Here is a 17,188-nt window from a genome sequence, read left to right as displayed (position 1 = left end):
GGCGCGATCGGCGTCGGCAGCACGGCCGGCCGCTTCTTCCTCGGCGGCCTCGCCGATCGCTTCGGCCGCCGCACATCGCTGCTCGCGATGTTCGCGGGCATGGCCGTCGCGCTCGTCGCGTGGGCCGGCGCCGGCACCGTCGCGACGCTTGCGGCGTTCGCACTCGTGTTCGGCGTGTTCTACGGCGGCTGGGTCGCGGTGCTGCCGGCGGTCGTGATGGACTATTTCGGTGGCCGCAACGTGAGCGGGATCATCGGCGTGCTTTATACGAGCGTCGCATTCGGCACGCTGATCGGGCCCACCGCGGCCGGCTTCATCTACGACGCGGGCGGCGGCTATCTCGTGCCGATCCTGGCCAGCGCCGCCGCCAATGCGATCGCCTTCGCGATCGTTGCGACGACAGGGCGTGCGTCGACGGCCGCACGTGCGGCGCGCGGATAGGCGCGTTTCGGCCGGTGCGCCGTCGCGAATTCCGGTAGGGTGGCCGGATCGTGAAACGAAGGCATCCAGCCGGGAGGCCCCATGACATTCGACGAAGTCCGGCAGATCGCACTGGCGTGGCGCGGCGTCGAGGAAGGCACGTCGTACGGCACGCCCGCACTCAGGGTGAAGGGCAAGATGCTCGCGCGGCTGCGCGAGGACGGCGACACGCTCGTCGTGAAAGGCGTCGGCCCCGACGAGCGTGCGTGGCTGATCGAATCGGAACCCGACGTGTATTACGTGACGGATCACTACGTCGGCTGGCCGATCGTTCTGGTGCGGCTGTCGGCGGCCCATCCGGACGCCGTGAAAAACCTGCTTCTGCGAGAATGGCAGGCCGTCGTTCCTGCCAAATGGCGCGACGAGATGGTGCGCGGCACGCGCTGACGCGCCCGTTGCAGTCTGGCTGACCCGGCCTCGTCGGATGCTTTCGGCGCGCTCGCGAATCACCGGAAACGGGTACAAGCGTTGCATCGATCGACGTCGATGCAACAAGTGGTTCCATCGAAATTCTTCAATTGGTTCTTAGTGACGAACCGTTTGATGCTTACACTCCTTCGCTTCGAAGGCAGCTGACGAAAGCCGACGGAAAGGGCGCACGCGATGCGCCGGCGCCCTGCGCGCCGCATCGCACCCGCAGCTTCGCAGACTGCGTCGCGCACCGTTCCGGAACGGCCCCCGATCCGGCTGAGCGCCTGCATCCCGTGCACGCGCCGCATCCGGCCCGGCCCAAGAACCACAATTCCCCGTGCTGCCTTCACGCGATACCCGGCCATACCGGAACCGTTTTTTGGAGAGAGACAGATGAGTGGAAGCAACACAGGCCTCGGTACGGGCCTGAAGCAGCGGCACGTGACGATGATGTCGATTGCCGGCGTGATCGGCGCGGGCCTGTTCGTCGGCTCCGGCCACGCCATCGCCGAAGCCGGCCCGGCGTCGATCCTTGCGTATGCGATCGCGGGCGTGCTGGTCGTGCTGGTGATGCGCATGCTCGGCGAAATGGCCGTTGCGCATCCGGACAGCGGTTCGTTCTCCACCTATGCCGATCGCGCGATCGGCCATTGGGCCGGTTTCTCGATCGGCTGGCTGTACTGGTGGTTCTGGGTGCTCGTGATTCCGATCGAGGCGACCGCCGCCGCGACCATCCTCAATGCATGGTTCCCTTCCGTCGCGACCTGGATCTTCGCGCTCGGCATCACGCTGGTGCTGACGGTAACCAACCTGTTCTCGGTCAAGAACTACGGCGAATTCGAATTCTGGTTCGCGCTGATCAAGGTCGTCGCGATCGTCGTGTTCCTGTGCATCGGCGGCGCGGCGATCGTCGGCATCATTCCCGCCCCCGCCGTGTCGGGCGTGTCGAACCTGTTCGCGCACGACGGTTTCATGCCGCACGGTGCGAGTGCGGTGCTCGCTGCGATGCTGACGACGATGTTCTCGTTCCTCGGCACCGAGATCGTGACGATCGCGGCCGCCGAATCGGACAACCCGCAACGCCAGATCGTGCGTGCGACGAATTCGGTGATCTGGCGTATCACGCTGTTCTATCTCGGCTCGATTCTCGTCGTCGCGGCCATCGTGCCGTGGAACGACCCGCTGCTGCCGACGCACGGCTCGTATCAGCGCGCGATGGAGCTGATCGGCGTCCCGAACGCGAAGGCGATCATCGACGTGATCGTGCTCGTGTCGGTCGCGAGCTGCCTGAATTCGGCGCTGTACACCGCATCGCGGATGCTGTTCTCGCTGTCCAAGCGCAAGGATGCACCCGCGTTCCTGCACCGCACCGATTCCACCGGCACGCCGCGCGCGGCCGTGCTCGCATCGACCGCGTTCGGTTTCGTGACCGTGATCGCGAACTACCTGATGCCGGAGCAGGTGTTCGGCTTCCTGCTGGCGACGTCGGGCGCGATCGCGCTGCTCGTGTATCTCGTGATCGCGATTTCGCAACTGCGGATGCGCAAGACGCTGGAATCGACCGGCGCGGACCTGACGCTGCGGATGTGGTTGTTCCCGTGGCTCACGTGGTTGGTGATCCTGTTCATCTGCGGCACGCTTACCGTGATGCTCGTCAGTGAGGATCACCGGATGGAAGTGGGGGCGACGGCTGTGTTGGCGTTGATCGTGCTGCTGGCGTCGTGGCTGAACAAGCGTGGTCGTGATGCGCAGGCGAGTGAAGGGCGGCGCGTGTCGGCGACGTGATGGAGTGAAGTGATGGCGGGCGGAAAGCCCGCGTCATGAAAAATGGCCCGATCGGCATTTGCCGGTCGGGCCATTTTTTTTCGTGCCGGAGCACGCGTTGCGCGATGCCATGCGTAGCGCACGGCATCGGCCGATGCAGCTGTCAGACGTTGAACAGGAAGTTCATCACGTCGCCGTCGTGCACGACATATTCCTTCCCTTCCGCGCGCATCTTCCCGGCTTCCTTCGCGCCTTGCTCGCCCTTGTACGTGACGTAGTCGTCGAACGAGATCGTCTGCGCGCGGATGAAGCCGCGCTCGAAGTCGGTGTGGATCACGCCGGCCGCCTGCGGCGCCGTGTCGCCGATATGGATCGTCCACGCGCGCACTTCCTTCACACCCGCGGTGAAGTAGGTCTGCAGGCCGAGCAGCTTGAAGCCAGCACGGATCACGCGGTCGAGGCCCGGCTCTTCCATGCCCATGTCGGCGAGGAACGCTTCCTTGTCCGCATCGTCGAGATCGGCGATTTCCGCCTCGATCGCCGCACACACGGCCACGACCGGCGCATTCTCGCTTTCCGCGTACTTGCGGACCACGTCGAGGTGCGGGTTGTTCTCGAAACCGTCGTCCTTCACGTTGGCGACGTACATCGCCGGCTTCGCGGTGATCAGGCAGAACGGCTTGAGCAGTGCTTCTTCGTCATCCGACAGCGCGAGGCCGCGCACGGCCTTGCCCTGGTCGAGCTGCGCGCGCACCTTCTCGAGCACCGCGACGAGCTTCGCCGCTTCCTTGTCGTTGCCCGACTTCGCAGCCTTCGAATAGCGCGTGAGCGCCTTCTCGACGGTGCCGAGGTCGGCGAGCGCGAGTTCGGTGTTGATCACTTCGATGTCGTCGATCGGGCTGACCTTGCCGGCGACGTGAATGACGTTCTCGTCCTCGAAGCAGCGCACGACGTGCGTGATTGCGTCGGTTTCGCGGATGTTCGCGAGGAACTGGTTACCGAGGCCTTCACCCTTGCTCGCGCCCGCGACGAGGCCCGCGATGTCGACGAATTCGACGATGGCCGGCACGACACGTTCCGGCTTGACGATCTCGGAGAGCGCCTTCAGGCGCGTATCGGGCACTTCGACGATGCCGACGTTCGGCTCGATCGTGCAGAACGGGTAGTTCTCGGCGGCGATGCCGGCCTTGGTCAGCGCATTGAACAGGGTGGACTTGCCGACGTTGGGCAAGCCGACGATGCCGCATTTGAGACTCATGGAATCCTTCGGACGGGTAAGGCGGCGCGGCCGGACAGGGCACGGCGGCGCGGGAAAAAAGGGCGGCCGGCGCTTGGGAGGCGGCGGGCCGACGGTCAAAGACGCTATTGTACCGTGCCGACGCCCCGGATTCCGGGCTGGCGCCGAACGGCCGATGCGGCGGGCCGCCGCGCTGCCGCATCGGCCTGCGATTCTGCTGATTTCCCGCAAAGTCCGGCCGCGTAAGGGTTTGGCCCCGCGGCTATAATGCCCGCCATGACTGCCCACCACACCTTCGACGTCGCCGTGGTCGGCGGCGGGCTCGTCGGCAAGACGGCCGCGCTCGCGCTGACCCAGTCCGGCTACAAGACAGCCTTGCTCGCCCAGCCGGCCACGCCGCGCCCCGCCGATCTCGCATTCGACACGCGCGTCTACGCACTGTCCTCCAGTTCGCAGGCCTTGCTCGAGCGGCTGCGGGTCTGGCAGGCGCTCGATCACAGCCGGCTCGCACCGGTCTACGACATGCGCGTGTACGGCGATGCGCACGCGGAACTGCATTTCTCCGCGTACCAGGCTTCCGTGCCGCAGCTCGCGTGGATCGCCGAATCGTCGCTGGTCGAGGCGTCGCTCGACGCCGCGCTGCGGTTCCAGCCGAATCTCACGTGGTTCGATGCGCGCGCACAGGGCTTCGACGTGCGCGACGACGCGGCCGTGCTCACGCTGTCGTCGGGGCAGGTGCTCGAAGCGGATCTCGTCGTCGGCGCGGACGGCGCGCATTCGTGGGTGCGCTCGCAAATGGGGGCCAAAGTCGAGCGGCGCGATTACCGGCAAACCGGCGTCGTCGCGAACTTCAAGGCGTCGCTGCCGCACCGTGAGACGGCCTACCAGTGGTTCCACGAAGGCGAGATCGTCGCACTGCTGCCGCTGCCGGACGGCCATGTGTCGCTCGTCTGGTCCGCGCACACCGCGCATGCGGACGAATTGCTCGCACTCGACTCGGCGCAGCTTGCGGCCGAGGTCGAGCGCCTGTCGCATGGCCAGGTCGGCACGCTCGACTGCGTGACGCCGGCTGCCGGCTTCCCGCTGGCGCTGCAGACGGTCGACAAGCTGATCGCGCCGCGCGTCGCGCTCGTCGGCGATGCCGCGCACCTGATCCACCCGCTCGCGGGACAGGGGATGAACCTCGGGCTGCGCGACGTCGCGGCGCTCGCCGATGCGATCGCGGGGAAGGAGAGCTTCCGCAACCTCGGCGATACGGTGCTGCTGCGCCGCTACGAGCGTTCGCGCCGCGAGGACATCCGCGCGCTGATGGTCGCGACCGACGGGCTGCAGCGGCTGTTCGCGGTGCCGGGCTCGCTCGCGAAGGCCGTGCGCAACGCGGGTATGGCCTTCGTCGGCGCGCAGCCGCTCGTGAAGCGCTGGCTCGTGTCGGCCGCGCTCGGCTGATCGAACCTTCGGCCGCTTCGCCGGTCGGACACGGTTCCGTTACGGCGTACACTGTGCCGTGCACACCGATTGAGCTGAAGGAAGATTTCGATGAAAAAAACGATCCGCATCGCGTCGCTGGCGCTGGCCGTCACGATGGCGACGCTTGGCTGCACCGCGCAGGCCGACCAGACCACCGACAAGCTGAAAGCGACGCTGCAGGCCCGCCTCGGCAGCGACGCGCCGATCAAGAGCGTGTCGAAAGCGCCGGTCGCCGGCCTTTACGAAGTGAACCTCGGCTCGCAGATCATCTATAGCGATGCGGCTGGCGATTACGTGCTGCTCGGCGATCTCGTCGACACCAAGACGCACAAGAACCTGACCGACGCGCGCCTGTCCGAAATCAACAAGATCGATTTCGCGAGCCTGCCGTTCGCGAATGCGATCAAGGTCGTCAAGGGCAACGGCGCCCGCAAGATCGCGGTGTTCTCCGATCCGAACTGCCCGTACTGCAAGAAGCTCGAGACGACGCTGCAGTCGGTCGACAACGTGACCGTCTACACGTTCCTGTACCCGGTGCTGTCGCCGGATTCGACCGCGAAGTCGAAGGCGATCTGGTGTGCGACCGACCGCGCGAAAACGTGGCAGGGCTGGATGCTCGACCATCGCGCACCGTCCGGCGCCGGTACCTGCGATACCACCGCGCTCGACAAGAACCTCGCGCTCGGCCGCGGGATGAATGTCACCGGCACGCCGACGATCTTCCTGCCGGACGGCCGCCGCCTGCCGGGCGCCGTGTCGGCCGACCAGCTCAACCAGGCGCTCGCCTCGAGCAAGTAACCGACTACACGCCGGGCCGCATGGCCTGGCCAGCGAGGGGCGCCCGCATCTGCCGGCGCCTTTCTTCGTTTCCGCCGCCGTATTCGACCGACCGATTGCCACGATGACCCAGCCGATCCGCTATTCGATTGTCCCGAAAGATCTTGCCGCGCACCTGTTCGAAGTGTCGGTGACGGTCACCGATCCCGATCCCGAAGGCCAGCGTTTTTCGCTGCCGGTGTGGATTCCGGGCAGCTACCTCGTGCGCGAGTTCGCGCGCAACATCGTGACGCTCGGCGCATTCAACGACGCGGGCCGCAAGGTGCGGATCGCGAAGACCGACAAGCACACGTGGCAGGCTGCACCCGTGAACGGCGCGCTGACGCTGCGCTACGACGTGTATGCATGGGACCTGTCGGTGCGCTCCGCGTATCTCGACGAAGCGGGCGGCTTCTTCAACGCGACGGCCGTGTTCCTGAGCGTCGCCGGACGCGAGGACGCGCCGTGTGAAGTCGACATCGCGAAGCCGGCCGGCGCGGCGTTCCGCGCGTGGCGCGTCGGTACGTCGCTGCCCGAGGGACGCGGCACCAAGCGCTACGGGTTCGGTGCATATCGCGCATCGAACTACGACGAGCTCTCCGACCATCCGGTGACGATCGGCGAATTCGCGCTCGCGACGTTCGACGCGCACGGCGTGCCGCACGACATCGTGATCGCGGGGCGCGTGACGCAGCTCGACATGGAGCGCCTGCGTACCGACCTGAAGCGCGTGTGCGAAGCGCAGATCGCGCTGTTCGAGCCGAAATCGAAGAAAGCGCCGATGGACCGCTACGTGTTCATGACGCTGGCGGTCAGCGACGGCTACGGTGGCCTCGAGCATCGCGCGTCAACCGCGCTGATCTGCAACCGCACCGACCTGCCGGTGAAGGGGCGGTCCGAAACGACGGAAGGCTATCGCACGTATCTCGGTCTCTGCAGCCACGAGTACTTCCATACGTGGAACGTGAAGCGCATCAAGCCGGCGGCGTTCGTGCCGTACGACCTGTCGAAGGAAAACTACACGTCGCTGCTGTGGCTGTTCGAAGGCTTCACGTCGTATTACGACGACCTGATGCTGGTGCGCAGCGGGCTGATGTCGCAGGACGAGTATTTCGCGGCGCTCGGCCGTACGGTCGGCGGCGTGCTGCGCGGCACGGGGCGCCTGAAGCAGAGCGTCGCGGAAAGCTCGTTCGACGCGTGGATCAAGTACTACCGCCAGGACGAGAACGCGACCAACGCGATCGTCAGCTACTACACGAAGGGTTCGCTCGTCGCGCTCGCCTTCGATCTCGCGATCCGCGCGCAGACGCGCAACAAGAAGTCGCTCGACGACGTGATGCGTCTGCTGTGGCAGCGCTACGGCCGCGATTTCTACCGCGGCAAGCAGGCGGGCGTCGAGGAAAACGAAGTCGAGTCGCTGATCGAAGCGGCGACGGGCGTCGCGCTCGGCCGCCTGTTCGCCGATGCCGTGCACGGCACGCGTGATCTGCCGCTCGCCGAGCTGCTCGAACCGTTCGGCGTGACGCTCGCGCCCGATGTCGCGAACGGCGCGACTGCGAAACCGACGATCGGCGCGCGCCTGCGCGGCGGCGCGGACTGCACGTTCGCGGCCGTCTACGAAGGCGGCGCCGCGCATCGCGCGGGGCTGTCGGCTGGCGACACGCTGATCGCGGTCGACGGGCTGCGCGTCACGGGCACCAACCTCGACGCACTGCTCGCGCGCTACCGGCCGGGTGACAAGGTCGAGGTTCACGCGTTCCGGCGCGACGAGCTGCGCACCGCGAAACTGAAGCTCGACGGCCCGGAAGTCACGCGCTACCGGCTGACGGCGGCGGCGAAGCCGGCTGCGGTCTCGAAGGCCCGGGAGGCCTGGCTGAAGGGTTGAACGGTCTGAAGCGGGTATCGGGGCGCGATCGAGGATTGTTCTGCTGCTGCAACAATCCGTCGCCTTGAACCCGCTTTTTCGCGGACATGCGGCCACGCACAATGGCGTCACTCGCGCTACCAAAGCGCAACCCTACTGGAGCCTGACATGACGACCATTCTGCAAATCAATTCCGCTGCACGTTCGCAAGGTGCGCAATCCACGCTGCTGGCCAACGAACTGACGGCAAAGCTGCAACAATCGAACCTCGGCGCGAAGGTCGTGGTTCGCGACTTGCTGGCCGATGCACTGCCGCACCTCGATGAATCGGTGCTCGGCGCGTTCTTCACGCCGGCCGACAAGCGCACCGCGGAACAGAATGCGATCGTCGCGAAGAGCGATGCACTGATCGCCGAGCTGCAAGCAGCCGACGTCATCGTGATCGGCGCACCGATGTACAACTTCGGCATCTCGTCGCAACTGAAGACGTACTTCGACTGGATCGCACGTGCAGGCGTCACGTTCCGCTATACCGAGAACGGTCCGGAAGGCCTGATCAAGGGCAAGAAGGTTCACGTGGTGACGGCCCGTGGCGGCAAGTACGCCGGTACGCCGAACGACAGCCAGACCCCGTACCTGCGTACGTTCCTCGGCTTCGTCGGCATGACCGACGTGAACTTCATCTTCGCGGAAGGCCTGAACCTCGGCCCGGATGCGCAAAGCGCCGCGCTGGCCGGCGCACGCGAAGCGATCGCCGCCGCGTAAGGTCGATGCGGGTGCGCCGCACCCGCTGCGTCGTCCGATAAAAAAACGCCGCGTCCCGAAAGGGGCGCGGCGTTTTTGCATGCCGGCTGGCGTGGCCGAAAGAATCGGCGGCGCGGCCGTTATGCGAGCGTTTCGGCCACTTCCGGCAGGCGCCAGTCGATCGGTTCGCGGTCTGCCTCGACCAGATAGTCGTTCGCGAGCGCGAAATGGCGGCAGCCGAGGAAGCCGCGGTGCGCGGACAGCGGCGACGGATGCGGCGCCTCGAGCACGCAGTGTGCGCTCGCGTCGAACAGCGCGCGCTTCGCCTGGGCATGTGCGCCCCACAGCATGAAGACGAGCCCGCGATGGCGACCGGCGAGTTCGCGGATCAGCGTGTCCGTGCACTGCTCCCAGCCGCGCTTCGCATGGCTCGCGGCGGCACCGCGCTCGACCGTCAGCACCGTGTTGAGCAGCAGCACGCCCTGACGCGCCCAGGTGTCGAGGCAGCCGTGGCGCGGCGTGTCATGACCGAAGTTCGCGGCGATTTCCTTGAAGATGTTGCGCAGCGACGGCGGGGTGCGCACGGCCGGCGGCACCGAGAACGCGAGCCCGTGCGCCTGCGGCGTGCCGCGATCGTCGCCGTGGTACGGATCCTGGCCGAGGATCACGACTTTCACGTCGTCCGGGCTCGTCAGGCGCAGCGCGCGGAACACGTCGGTCGGGTAGACCATCTTGCCGGCCGCACGCTCGTCATCGACGAAGCGGCACAGCGGCGCGTACGCGTCGCTGTCGGTAAAGGGTTTCAGCACGTCGCGCCAGACGGTCGGCAGCGCGTCGAATTGTGCGGCGAGGTGCGGGACGTTGGCGGCCGCGGGCTGCGGCGCCGTCGGGGCCGCAGCCGGAGCAGCGGTTTTCTTTGCGGGCTTGCGTCCGGCCGCGGGCGCTTCGGGCGCCGGGGACGGAATCTCGGTCGGTGCCGTTTCCGGCACGGGATCGTCGAACAGCGACGCCTGTTGCGGCGCGCGGGAAGTCTTGCGGGTTGCCATGCGTGATGCGGGTTATTGCGCGCGCAGCCGGTAGCCGCGCTGCGCCTTGCTGATGTTGTCGGGAGCGAGGCCCGGCAGCGCTTGCTGCAGTTCGGCGGCGAGCGTTGCGAGCGCCGCTTCCGGGCCGTCGATCAGTTCGAGTTCGATTTCGCTGATCGGTTCGCGGCGCGTTTCGTGTTCCGCCTGGACGACGATCTCGCCGAGGTCCACCGCGGCTTCCACGGTTGCGCCGCCGATTGCGATGCGCCACAGCGTACGCGAAAAATCCGTGCGGAACAGCGCCGACAGCGTACCGGCCGCGTCATTCAGCGCGGCGGCGGCTTCCGGCACGTCGCAGGCCGCGACGAGCGCATCGATCTCGAGCGCGTCGCCGGCGACCGGCAGTTCCCATTCGTGGCGGCGATGCAGGCCGCCTTCCGCGCTGCCGACCGTCTTGAACGTCTGCAGCCAGCCTTGCGGCGCGCGGCGCACGCGCACTGCGCTCTTCGAGCGGGCCAGCGCGAGATCGGGCGTGTCGTAATAGACGTTCGCGAGCGTGATGTCGTGACCGGGTTCGCCGGTCAGCGTCTCGAAGAAGCGTCGCGCGGCGTCGGCCTGGCCGGCCGGCAGTGCGAGCTTGATTTCCTTTTCGATCGCCATCAGAAGAACATCCGTGCCAGCTCTTCGCCCGGCTGGTCGGCGCGCATGAACGCTTCGCCGACGAGGAACGTGTTCACGTTCGCCGCCCGCATCGTGTCGACGTCGATGCGCGACAGGATGCCCGACTCGGTCACGACGATGCGGTCCGACGGAATCATGTCGAGCATGTCGAGCGTGGTCTGGATCGACGTCTCGAACGTACGCAGATTGCGGTTGTTGATGCCGAGCAGCGGCGTCTTGAGCGTCAGCGCCTGTTCCATCTCGTTGCGGTCGTGTACTTCGACCAGCACTGCGAGGCCGAGCGAGTGCGCATATGCTTCGAGATCCTGCATCAGCGGCGTGTCGAGCGCGGCGGCGATCAGCAGGATCGCGTCGGCGCCCATCGCGCGCGCTTCCATGATCTGGTACGCGTCGACGATGAAGTCCTTGCGCAGCACCGGCAGCGTGCAGGCCGCGCGCGCTTCCTCGAGGTAGCGAACGCTGCCCTGGAAGAACTGCTCGTCGGTCAGTACCGACAGGCATGCGGCGCCGTGCTCCGCATACGAACGCGCGATGTCGGCCGGCACGAAATGCTCGCGCAGCACGCCTTTCGACGGGCTGGCTTTCTTGATTTCGGAAATCACGGCCGCGTGGCCGGCCGCATGCTTCGCGCGCAGTGCGCCGACGAAGTCGCGCAGGTCGCGCGCGGATGCTTCCAGTTTCAGTGCCTCGAGCGGCGCGCTGCGCATGGCCGCCGCGACTTCTTCGCGCTTGACGGCGATGATTCGGTCGAGAATGTCGCTCATGGGGATTCCTGCTTGATTCGTAAGGGGAGTCAGCGCTTGAACTGCTGCGTGAAGCGCACGAGTTCATCGACTTTCGCGCGGGCCTTGCCGCTCGCGATCGCTTCGCGGGCGAGCTGGATGCCGTCCGCGATCGATTCGGCGACGTTCGCCGCATAGAGCGCAGTGCCGGCGTTCAGCGTGACGATCTCGCGCGCGACGCCCGGCTGGTTGTCCAGCGCGCCGAGCAGCATCGTGCGCGATTCGTCGGCATTTTCAACCTTCAGCGTGCGGTTCGACACCATCTGCAGGCCGAAGTCTTCCGGATGGATCTCGTATTCGTGCACCTTGCCGTCGCGCAGCTCGCCGACGAGCGTTGCCGCGCCGAGCGATACCTCGTCCATCCCGTCCTTGCCGTACACGACGAGCACGTGTTGCGCGCCCAGACGCTGCATCACGCGCACCTGGATGCCGACGAGGTCGGGGTGGAACACGCCCATCAGCTGGTTCGGCGCGCCGGCCGGATTGGTCAGCGGGCCGAGGATGTTGAAGATCGTGCGCACGCCGAGCTCGCGGCGCACGGCCGCGATGTTCTTCATCGCCGGGTGATGGTTCGGCGCGAACATGAAGCCCATGCCCGTTTCGGCGATCGATGCGGCAACCTGCTCGGACTGCAGGTCGATGTTCACGCCGAGCGCTTCGAGCACGTCGGCGCTGCCGGACTTGCTCGATACGCCGCGGTTGCCATGCTTCGCGACTTTCGCGCCGGCCGCGGCCGTGACGAACATCGACGCGGTCGAGATGTTGAACGTGTGCGAGCCGTCGCCGCCGGTGCCGACGATGTCGACGAAGTTCGAGTTGTCCTGCACCTCGACGTGGTTCGCGAATTCGCGCATCACGGTCGCGGCGGCGGCGATCTCGCCGATCGTCTCCTTCTTCACGCGCAGCCCGGTGATGATCGCGGCTGCCATCACGGGCGACATGTCGCCGCGCATGATGAGCCGCATCAGGTGCAGCATCTCGTCGTGGAAGATTTCGCGGTGTTCGATCGTGCGCTGCAGCGCTTCCTGCGGGGTAATCGTCATCGTGAGGCTCCCGTCAGGCGGCTTGCGCGGCCGCGGCGCGCGCCTGCTTCAGGAAATTCTCGAGCAGCGCGTGGCCATGCTCGGACAGGATCGATTCCGGGTGGAACTGCACACCTTCGACCGGCAGCGTCTTGTGGCGCACGCCCATGATTTCACCGTCGTCGGTCCACGCGGACACCTCGAGGCAGTCGGGCAGCGATTCACGCTCGATCGCGAGCGAGTGATAGCGCGTGACGTCGAAGTGCTTCGGCAGGTCGGCGAATACACCGCGGCAGTCGGTTTCGATCTTGCTCACCTTGCCGTGCATGATGGTCTTCGCGCGCACGACGCGGCCGCCGAAGGCCTCGCCGATTGCCTGATGGCCGAGGCAGACGCCGAGGATCGGCTTCTTGCCCGCGAATTCTTTCAGCACGTCGAGCGTGATGCCCGCGTGCTGCGGGTTGCTCGGGCCGGGCGACAGGCAGATCGCATCGGGATTCAGGCTCGCGATTTCGTCGAGCGTGATTTCGTCGTTGCGGTAGGTGCGCACGTCCTCGCCGAGTTCGCCGAAGTACTGGACCAGGTTGTAGGTAAACGAGTCGTAGTTGTCGATCATGAGCAGCATGGTCAGTCTCCGGTCAGAAGTCGCTATCGAGGCCGTCCTGGACCTGTTCGGCCGCACGCAGCACCGCGCGCGCCTTGTTCTCGGTCTCTTGCCATTCGGATTCGGGCACCGAATCCGCGACGACGCCGGCCGCCGCTTGCACGTACAGGTTGCCGTTGTGGATCAGGCCCGTGCGAATCGCGATCGCGAGATCCATCTCGCCCGAGAACGACAGGTAGCCGACGGCGCCGCCGTACAGCCCGCGCTTGACCGGCTCGAGTTCGTCGATCAGTTCCATCGCACGGACCTTCGGCGCACCGGACAGCGTGCCGGCCGGGAACGTCGCGCGCAGCACGTCGTAGTTCGTCATGCCGGGCTTCAGCTTCCCTTCGACCGAGCTGACGATGTGCTGTACGTGCGAGTATTTCTCGATGACCATCTGGTCGGTCACGTGCACCGAGCCGATTTGCGCAATGCGGCCGACGTCGTTGCGCGCGAGGTCGATCAGCATCACGTGCTCGGCGATCTCCTTCGGATCGTTGAGCAGCTCGGTCGCGAGTTCCGCGTCGCGCTCGGGCGTGTTGCCGCGCGGGCGCGTGCCGGCGAGCGGGCGAATCGTGACGATCTGGTCTTCGCCGCGCTTTTCCTGCCGCACGAGGATTTCCGGCGATGCGCCGACCACATGGAAATCGCCGAAGTTGTAGTAGTACATGTACGGCGACGGGTTCAGCGAACGCAGCGCGCGATACAGCGACAGCGGATTGTCGCGGTACGGCTTCGTCAGACGCTGGCCGACCTGGATCTGCATCAGCTCGCCGGCCGCGATGTATTCCTTCGCCTGGCGCACGGCGGCCAGATAGTCGTCCTTCTTGAACTCGCGGAACGTCTCGGTGCGCACGCTCGCCGACGTGACGGGCGGCTGCACGGTCGTGCGCAGGCGCTGCTTCAGTTCGCGCAGGCGCTGTTTCGCCTTCGTATAGGCCTCGGCCTGGCTTGGGTCCGCGTAGATGATCAGGTACAGCTTGCCGGCGAGGTTGTCGATGACCGCGACTTCCTCGGTCAGCAGCAACTGGATATCGGGCAGGCCGAGATCGTCACGCGGCGTGGTGTTCGCGAGCTTCTTCTCGATGTAGCGCACCGCGTCGTAGCCGAAATAGCCGGCGAGACCGCCGCAGAAGCGCGGCAGGCCCGGGCGCTGCGCCACCTTGAAGCGGGCCTGGAACGATTCGATGAACTGGAACGGGTCGCCGTCATGGGTCTCGACGACCTGGCCGTCGCGCACGACTTCCGACACGCCGTTGCGAGTACGCACGAGCGTACGGGCGGGCAGGCCGATGAACGAATAGCGGCCGAAGCGTTCGCCGCCGACCACCGATTCGAGCAGGAACGAGTTGGCGCCCGAGCGTTCGGGCTGGGCCAGCTTCAGGTAGAGGGACAGCGGCGTTTCGAGATCGGCGAGGGCTTCCGCGATCAGCGGGATGCGGTTGTAGCCTTCGTTCGCGAGCGATTGAAATTCGAGTTCGGTCATGTTCCGGTCCTGTTCGGGACGAGCGGCGCGTGCGCCAGGGATCACTTGACGCTGCGCGGGTTGCCGTCGGCGAAAGGGCGGTCGATCGAGAAGTGCCTGTTGCCGGCCGGCACTCCGGGCGTGAACGTCGCGAGCCTGCGGCCGAGCCTGAACACAAGCGTTCGGACGCGGTAGAACTCGAGGTGGTGCGACGATCGGCGCGCGGATGCGCAGCGAGATAAAAAACGGCGCTGAAGACGTGCTTCAGCGTACCTCATCGAAGAGGTTAGCGCGACCAGCGACGCCAGGGCCAGGCTCCCCGGTCGATGCTGCTCAGACTCCGTTTTTTATTCAGAAACATGCAGATGGAAGAAATAATCAGAGGGTTGGCCGGCCGGCGTTGTGCGCGGAGATCGCGCGAGCTGCGACCAGCAACGAATCGACTATACCATCCGAATTTATCGTTTGTATAGCTTTGCCATGGTTGTAGCCGTACGGCACCGTCAGCGTCGCCATTCCGGCCGCGCGGCCTGCCAGCGCATCGTTTTCCGAGTCGCCGATCGCGACTGCCGCATCCGGTGCGACGCCGAGCGCGTTGCAGGCCGTCAGCATCGGCAACGGGTCGGGCTTCTTGCGCGCGACGCTGTCTCCGCCGAGCACGATGCCGAAGCAATCGGACAGCCCGTATTGCTCGAGCAGCTCGACCGCGAAGCGATGCGGCTTGTTCGTCACGCACGCGAGCCGGATGCCGGCTGCGCGCAGCGCGTCGAGGCCGGCGGCCACGTCCGGATAGAGGCGCGCGTGGCGGCCGTTGATCTTCGCGTACTCGATCTGGTAAATCGCCAGCGCATCGTCGAAGCGCGCGTGCGCTTCGTCAGCCGGGAAACGCGGCTTCAGCACGCTCTGGATCAGGTGTTCGGAGCCCTTGCCGACGTAGCCGATTACCTCGTCGCGCGACGTGGTCGGCGCGCCGAGCTGCGCGAGCATCCCGTTCAGGCCGGCCGTGAAATCGTCGGCCGTATCGACCATGGTGCCGTCGAGATCGATCAGCGCCGCATCGATGCGCGGCGTGGCGAAGCGGATCGGGGCGGCTTCCGTGGCGGCCCCGGCCGGCACATGGCCGGCAAGCGACGAGTCGGCCACGGCGTCAGCTCCGCTCGACGGTAGCGAGCGCGGCGCGCATCTCGTCGATCACCTTGCGGTAGTCGGGCTTGCCGAAGATCGCCGAACCCGCGACGAAGGTGTCGGCTCCGGCTGCCGCGATTTCCGCGATGTTGTCGGTTTTCACGCCGCCGTCGACTTCGAGCAGGATCTCGCGGCCGGTGCGCTCGGTGTACGCGTCGATGCGTGCACGTGCTTCGCGCAGTTTGTTCAGCGTTTCCGGAATGAACGACTGGCCGCCGAAGCCCGGGTTGACCGACATCAGCAGCACGAAGTCGAGGCGATCCATCACGTGGTCGAGGTAGTTCAGCGGCGTGGCCGGGTTGAACACCAGGCCGGCCTTGCAGCCGTGGTCGCGGATCAGCGACAGCGTGCGGTCGATGTGATCGGAGCCTTCCGGGTGGAAGCTGATCAGGTTTGCACCGGCCTTCGCAAAATCGGGCACGATCCGGTCGACCGGGCGCACCATCAGGTGCACGTCGATCGGCACCTGCACGTGCGGGCGGATCGCTTCGCACACGAGCGGGCCGATGGTCAGGTTCGGCACGTAATGGTTGTCCATCACGTCGAAGTGGATCCAGTCGGCGCCGGCGGCGACCACGTTGCGGACTTCTTCACCGAGCCGAGCGAAATCGGCCGACAGGATGCTGGGAGCGATGCGAAATTGGGTCATGGCAGGGGAGCGGGGACGTTGCGGCGCAAAACCGCCATTCTACCGTTCGGCGACCCGGTGCGCGGCGGCGGGCCGTGCGGTCAAGGCCCGATTGCGCATAGAATGCCGAACCAATGCGGCGCGCCCGCGGCCCCGTTGCCCATGCCGGCGCGGGCAGTCATCTTCCAGCGGAAACACCATGAGTCAGTATCAGTTCACCGTTTCGGTGAAAACCAGCTACTTGCCGGAACAATCCGACCCCGATCGCCGTCAATACGCATTCGCGTACACGCTGACGATCCGCAACACGGGACAGGTCGCGGCGCAGTTGATCGCGCGTCACTGGATCATCACGGACAGCGAGAACCACGTACAGGAAGTGAAGGGGCTCGGCGTCGTCGGGCACCAGCCGCTGCTGCAGCCGGGCGAGCACTTCGAGTACACGAGCTGGGCCGTGATCGCGACGCCGGTCGGCACGATGCGTGGCGCGTACTTCTGCGTGGCGGAGGACGGCGAGCGTTTCGAGGCGCCGGTCGACGAGTTCGCACTGCACATGCCGCGCACGCTGCATTGAGCGTGCGGAGCGCGTCAGTGCGTTAGCGCGGCTGGCGGTCGTTGTTGCGGGCGTGCTTCTTTCTGCCCGACGACGTCCACACGACGATGAAGATCAGCAGGGCGAGCGCTACGAAGGCTTCGAGCGCGAAGATGAGCATCGGATATTGGTCGAGAAAATCTGACATGGCGGTTTCCATCAAGAACGGACATTGTATGTGGTTTGGGCCCCGGGTGGCCGGGTGGGTTGCGGCGGCCGCGGCAGCGGCGCTGCTTGCGGCGTGCGGTGGCGCGCCGACGCGGACGTCGTCGCTGAAGCCACAGATCGGAAGAGCGTCGGGTAGGGGAAGAGGGTATATCTAGGGGGAGATCTGGGGGGTGGAGGTAGTAGTTAAAACGTAAGATATCACAAGATGATT

The 17,188-nt window shown here is 66.1% G+C and carries 18 protein-coding genes and 1 pseudogene; 9 read left to right on the top strand and 10 right to left on the bottom strand.

Annotated features, from left to right (window positions below; all coding sequences use genetic code 11):
* The 3 genes from G3N99_RS18760 to gabP form a co-directional block, all read left to right on the top strand.
* Window positions 1-441: MFS transporter (locus tag G3N99_RS18760; RefSeq protein ID WP_206123156.1), on the top strand; the 441-nt coding region annotated here is incomplete at its 5' end.
* Window positions 442-522: 81 nt separating this feature from the next.
* Entirely contained in the window at window positions 523-867 is a 345-nt protein-coding gene (locus tag G3N99_RS18755; protein ID WP_174984496.1) for an MmcQ/YjbR family DNA-binding protein, read from the top strand.
* 417 nt (window positions 868-1,284) lie between these two features.
* Window positions 1,285-2,676 (top strand): GABA permease, encoded by a 1,392-nt coding sequence (gabP, locus tag G3N99_RS18750; protein WP_174939698.1) that lies wholly within the window; start codon window positions 1,285-1,287, stop codon window positions 2,674-2,676.
* Window positions 2,677-2,818: 142 nt separating this feature from the next.
* Here the strand turns inward: gabP and ychF are convergent, their stop codons facing one another.
* On the bottom strand, window positions 2,819-3,913 hold the full coding sequence (gene ychF / locus G3N99_RS18745) for a redox-regulated ATPase YchF (protein WP_174939696.1): 1,095 nt from the start codon (window positions 3,911-3,913) through the stop codon (window positions 2,819-2,821).
* Window positions 3,914-4,159: 246 nt separating this feature from the next.
* Between ychF and G3N99_RS18740 the strand changes: the two genes are divergently transcribed.
* From G3N99_RS18740 to G3N99_RS18725, 4 genes are all read left to right on the top strand, one after another.
* A complete protein-coding gene (locus tag G3N99_RS18740; RefSeq protein ID WP_174939694.1) occupies window positions 4,160-5,338 on the top strand; it encodes a UbiH/UbiF family hydroxylase in 1,179 nt (392 codons plus the stop codon).
* A 90-nt stretch (window positions 5,339-5,428) separates the two neighbouring features.
* Window positions 5,429-6,157, top strand: coding sequence for a DsbC family protein (locus G3N99_RS18735; RefSeq protein ID WP_089424391.1), 729 nt, complete (start codon window positions 5,429-5,431; stop codon window positions 6,155-6,157).
* Window positions 6,158-6,260: 103 nt separating this feature from the next.
* The gene (locus G3N99_RS18730) at window positions 6,261-8,060 is read left to right on the top strand and encodes a PDZ domain-containing protein (protein ID WP_206123155.1); all 1,800 of its coding nucleotides are present in this window, start codon (window positions 6,261-6,263) and stop codon (window positions 8,058-8,060) included.
* Window positions 8,061-8,207: 147 nt separating this feature from the next.
* Entirely contained in the window at window positions 8,208-8,804 is a 597-nt protein-coding gene (locus G3N99_RS18725) for an NAD(P)H-dependent oxidoreductase (RefSeq protein ID WP_174942306.1), read from the top strand.
* A 119-nt stretch (window positions 8,805-8,923) separates the two neighbouring features.
* Here the strand turns inward: G3N99_RS18725 and G3N99_RS18720 are convergent, their stop codons facing one another.
* From G3N99_RS18720 to rpe, 8 genes are all read right to left on the bottom strand, one after another.
* A complete protein-coding gene (locus G3N99_RS18720; RefSeq protein ID WP_206123154.1) occupies window positions 8,924-9,829 on the bottom strand; it encodes a uracil-DNA glycosylase in 906 nt (301 codons plus the stop codon).
* A 12-nt stretch (window positions 9,830-9,841) separates the two neighbouring features.
* Window positions 9,842-10,468: a CYTH domain-containing protein gene (locus G3N99_RS18715; protein WP_174939688.1), complete on the bottom strand. Its 627-nt coding sequence runs from the start codon at window positions 10,466-10,468 to the stop codon at window positions 9,842-9,844.
* Entirely contained in the window at window positions 10,468-11,253 is a 786-nt protein-coding gene (gene trpC, locus G3N99_RS18710) for an indole-3-glycerol phosphate synthase TrpC (protein ID WP_174939686.1), read from the bottom strand. The genes G3N99_RS18715 and trpC overlap by 1 nt, the downstream gene beginning before the upstream one ends.
* 29 nt (window positions 11,254-11,282) lie before the next feature.
* Window positions 11,283-12,314 (bottom strand): anthranilate phosphoribosyltransferase, encoded by a 1,032-nt coding sequence (trpD, locus tag G3N99_RS18705; protein WP_027788472.1) that lies wholly within the window; start codon window positions 12,312-12,314, stop codon window positions 11,283-11,285.
* Between the two features lie 13 nt (window positions 12,315-12,327).
* Window positions 12,328-12,918, bottom strand: a complete 591-nt coding sequence (locus G3N99_RS18700) for an aminodeoxychorismate/anthranilate synthase component II (protein ID WP_174939684.1) — start codon at window positions 12,916-12,918, stop codon at window positions 12,328-12,330.
* A gap of 13 nt (window positions 12,919-12,931) precedes the next feature.
* Entirely contained in the window at window positions 12,932-14,425 is a 1,494-nt protein-coding gene (trpE, locus tag G3N99_RS18695) for an anthranilate synthase component I (RefSeq protein ID WP_174939682.1), read from the bottom strand.
* A gap of 357 nt (window positions 14,426-14,782) precedes the next feature.
* Window positions 14,783-15,547: a phosphoglycolate phosphatase gene (locus G3N99_RS18690; protein WP_174939680.1), complete on the bottom strand. Its 765-nt coding sequence runs from the start codon at window positions 15,545-15,547 to the stop codon at window positions 14,783-14,785.
* A gap of 4 nt (window positions 15,548-15,551) precedes the next feature.
* On the bottom strand, window positions 15,552-16,238 hold the full coding sequence (gene rpe, locus G3N99_RS18685) for a ribulose-phosphate 3-epimerase (protein WP_011883156.1): 687 nt from the start codon (window positions 16,236-16,238) through the stop codon (window positions 15,552-15,554).
* Window positions 16,239-16,416: 178 nt separating this feature from the next.
* Here rpe and apaG point away from each other — a divergent pair, with 178 nt between their 5' ends.
* A complete protein-coding gene (apaG, locus tag G3N99_RS18680; RefSeq protein ID WP_011350820.1) occupies window positions 16,417-16,791 on the top strand; it encodes a Co2+/Mg2+ efflux protein ApaG in 375 nt (124 codons plus the stop codon).
* A 22-nt stretch (window positions 16,792-16,813) separates the two neighbouring features.
* Here the strand turns inward: apaG and G3N99_RS18675 are convergent, their stop codons facing one another.
* Complete coding sequence (locus G3N99_RS18675; protein WP_014898203.1) at window positions 16,814-16,957, bottom strand: hypothetical protein; 144 nt, start codon at window positions 16,955-16,957, stop codon at window positions 16,814-16,816.
* On the opposite strand from G3N99_RS18675, the pseudogene G3N99_RS41940 reads away from it, so the two are divergent.
* Window positions 16,923-17,090: pseudogene (locus G3N99_RS41940) on the top strand (murein transglycosylase); the annotation flags it as partial. The gene G3N99_RS18675 and the pseudogene G3N99_RS41940 overlap by 35 nt on opposite strands.
* Window positions 17,091-17,188 lie beyond the last annotated feature (98 nt).

Origin of the sequence: Burkholderia sp. Ac-20392 (assembly GCF_017104585.1) — a bacterium.
Lineage (GTDB): Bacteria > Pseudomonadota > Gammaproteobacteria > Burkholderiales > Burkholderiaceae > Burkholderia > Burkholderia lata.
Note: the sequence above shows the minus strand (reverse complement) of the source record. Positions and strands in the feature narration are given on the sequence as shown.